Source organism: Bradyrhizobium sp. USDA3010, from assembly GCF_056429065.1.
On sequence record NZ_JBWJZD010000108.1, the window covers coordinates 1 to 2,897 of the forward strand.

Consider the following 2,897-nt stretch of genomic DNA (forward strand, 5'->3'; position numbering starts at 1 on the left):
TCCTCCAACGCGTTCACGAAGTCGGGTCGAAAAGCGGCGAAAAAGCCGAAGCGTTCGCGCGCGCCTTCACCCCGACCGGAAATGTTCCAGCTGCCCCGCCCGGCAATCATGAATAAGACGGGCTAGCGTGACTTGATCGTTTCTCGCTTGCCGGCTGTCGCGACTGGAAACGGCTCATCCAACCATGAATGCGGCGCCGAGGCAGCTGGATTGAGCAGACCGCAACATCGTGCGCGTAGGTAGAAACGCGCGCACCCTATCATCCGCCTGCCTGAGAACGCGCTTCCGACGATTCCACACGCCCGGCGGAGCGATTTTTGCTTATCATCAATTACGAGCCGATAGCGATCGCAGGCGTTCGGGTGACCGCGCCGAACCAGACGGTTCAACAGCCCTCCAAAGTGCTTCCCGATTTCTCATCCGTAAATCGGCAGCGGCCTTCACTTGGCCCTCGAAGATCGGCGCGACAAAAGCTGAACAAGCCCGAGCGGATCGGCCGAATGGAAACATAGAAACGAGCGTAGGTCGGAAAGCCGACAAACACTGCACGAATCTGGCGCGATTTGCCGGCTATTTCCTGGCACGAAGGATGCAAGCTCAAGGGTGCCCAGGCTTCTCCCCCTGGGCAGGTCCAGCACGGCAAATTGGGGTTGTAGCTGGCCCACTGAAGTTAGCGGCGCGTGACTCGAGGGGACAGACAGCGCCTGCTCGCGCGGGACATCGGCGGTGCCCGCGTCACGTTGCCGCTAACTTCTTCCAATCGAGCATAGCATCGAGGGCTGCCGCTTTGACGTGTGGATGAAAAACCGATGGTCCGGCTGTTATGAAGAGAATGTCTGCAAGAGGCGTGCATTGTCTCTGTCAATCGCTAGTTTTCCTTGCTGGGCTGGTTGCGACGGGCAACACTGCGCGAGCCGGCGAAAGCGCGCTTGTCGAACGAGTCAAGTCAACCTGGCGAGCGCGAGACGGTGAGACAATCGAGCACATTGTCTCCAAAGTTTCGAAAGTGGCGCAATTCGTCCCTCGAAACTGGGGAATCGCCGAAGGCATCGACCACACTGAGTATGTTTACCTTTCCTGGACCAGGCATCAGGATAACAGATCAGACGAACATTACGTTATTACATGGAAGGTCGGGACCGACGGAAAGATTGAAGTTGCGTCTCCCTATGCAAAGCCTATCGAATTCGGCTGGCGCGCCCTGGCGCTTTCACTCATCGTCAGTGAAGTCACCGACGGCGAAAAAGACGCAAACCTTCGTTTTCTGCATGATCCGGTCAATTTCAACTTTGTCACGACCGCGCAAGGCAAGCTCGGCGATCTGCTCCGACGCGGCCGCTGTCACATCATCGAACCTGTAGTCGTGGATTACGTTAGGGCGGCGAATGACAAGCCGACCGAGAAAGCGGACCGGTGGCGCGTTCTGCTGTTGGTGAACTGCAACATACCAGGCCCCCGCCACTTCACCCAAAATGGGGTCATCACCTTCGACAAGCGCGAGGGACGCGATTGGGAGCCGCAATCTTTCCTTGCCAAGAGGATTGCGATTTTTCCTCCGGGCTCCTGGTTCCATCATATAGATCAAAATGAACGGGACGCCTTTGGAGGGGGTGCGAAGGGCCTCGACAACTGATCAGGATGGTAGCGCTACTCTTGAGCGCTGAGGCCTCGGCCGCACAGCAAGATCCATCCGCCGGAAAATTTACGCGTCCCAGTTATGCCAGTAGGAGGCGGGCTCTCTCCGGCCCGCAAGCCGCAATGGGGACAGCCAGGCATCAGGATGCCTCTTGCCCCAACAGTAGTCGCGGCGGAACTGGTGCAAAAAGATACATCCGCGCTCTCGCCAGCGCGCCGCGTGTTATCCTTCACGGATCAGGCGAGGAGATGCTGAGGCCAGGCCCGATCCGGCGAGCGCGCAGCGCATCGCGCAACCAACAAGAACCCGCGGGAGCGAGTGCAGCGACGAGACCGGTTTCAGAGGACCTCCGGGAACGGGGCAGTGATAGCGACGCCGGCATTCTCGATGGCGGCGGGATCCTTTCCCGAGTGCCCCGGCGAGGAGTTCCGCAGCCTTGCTGCGAGGATCGAAGATCGAATTGAGCCTGATCTAAACTTCCTCGCGGGCATTCGTCTGCGCGTCATAGATCTTGATTTGAAGCGTGGGAAAACGCTTCTTTAGTTCTGCTCCACCAGCCCGGGCGCCGTCCCTGGTTGCGAATTCGGCTTTGAGTCGGCCGTCCACTTCAAGCGCGTAAGAAGAGACCAGCAATTCAGGAGTGGCCATCACCATTTCAGTCCCATTGTCAGCGAGGCGGTTGAACATGATGACTAGCGTGAGTCGCCTAAGCCCTGCCAGAGCTAACTGCCGCAATGCCCTGAGTGCCGACACTTGCTGTGGATTGATTCACCGCTCTGAAATGGCATGCAGATCGCCACTCGCAACAATGCGGGGACGCCTCAGCACCGCAAGCCCGCAAAGCCGGCTGTCATTCCGCACGGTCGCGATTCTGCCGAGCTTTGTGCTTTCTTCATTCATCGAAGGCCAGCTAGGCGTTGTGGAAGTCATTTCGCGCGCAGCGTTTCGGGGCGGATAAGGTCGCGGATACGGGCCACCGTGTGAGTAAAGCATGGTGGCCTTGTACCGTAGGACCAAGCGGGGAGGCCGATCCCTTTTGAGCAGTCACTCTTATCGTGCCTTATCCAGACTTCCGCTTTCCTCACCATGATGAACCGCGCACAGTCCTGTCGAACGATAGCAATCAAAAGAGGCTTAGCCCGTCTTATTCGTCAGAGGCGCCTGAGAGGCTGGCGAGCGTGGTGTAAAGCGCTGATGCGGCGTAGGATTCGGTTGCAAAGCCAACCCCATCACCTTCAGCCGCGAACACCACGCCCGCCAT

The 2,897-nt window shown here is 58.3% G+C and carries 2 protein-coding genes; one reads left to right on the top strand and one right to left on the bottom strand.

The genetic code is table 11. From position 1 onward, the window contains the following. Positions 1 to 1,006 precede the first annotated feature (1,006 nt). Entirely contained in the window at positions 1,007 to 1,633 is a 627-nt protein-coding gene (locus AC066Y_RS43050; protein ID WP_478279112.1) for a nodulate formation efficiency C protein, read from the top strand. 474 nt (positions 1,634 to 2,107) lie between these two features. On the opposite strand, the gene AC066Y_RS43055 is transcribed toward AC066Y_RS43050, so the two are convergent. After that, the gene (locus AC066Y_RS43055) at positions 2,108 to 2,323 is read right to left on the bottom strand and encodes a hypothetical protein (RefSeq protein ID WP_478279113.1); all 216 of its coding nucleotides are present in this window, start codon (positions 2,321 to 2,323) and stop codon (positions 2,108 to 2,110) included. Between the last annotated feature and the right edge of the window lie 574 nt (positions 2,324 to 2,897).

Coding starts and splice junctions, on each gene's coding strand:
- AC066Y_RS43055 (WP_478279113.1), bottom strand. CDS start 2,323: ATGTTCAACCGCCTCGCTGACAATGGGACTGAAATGGTGATGGCCACT.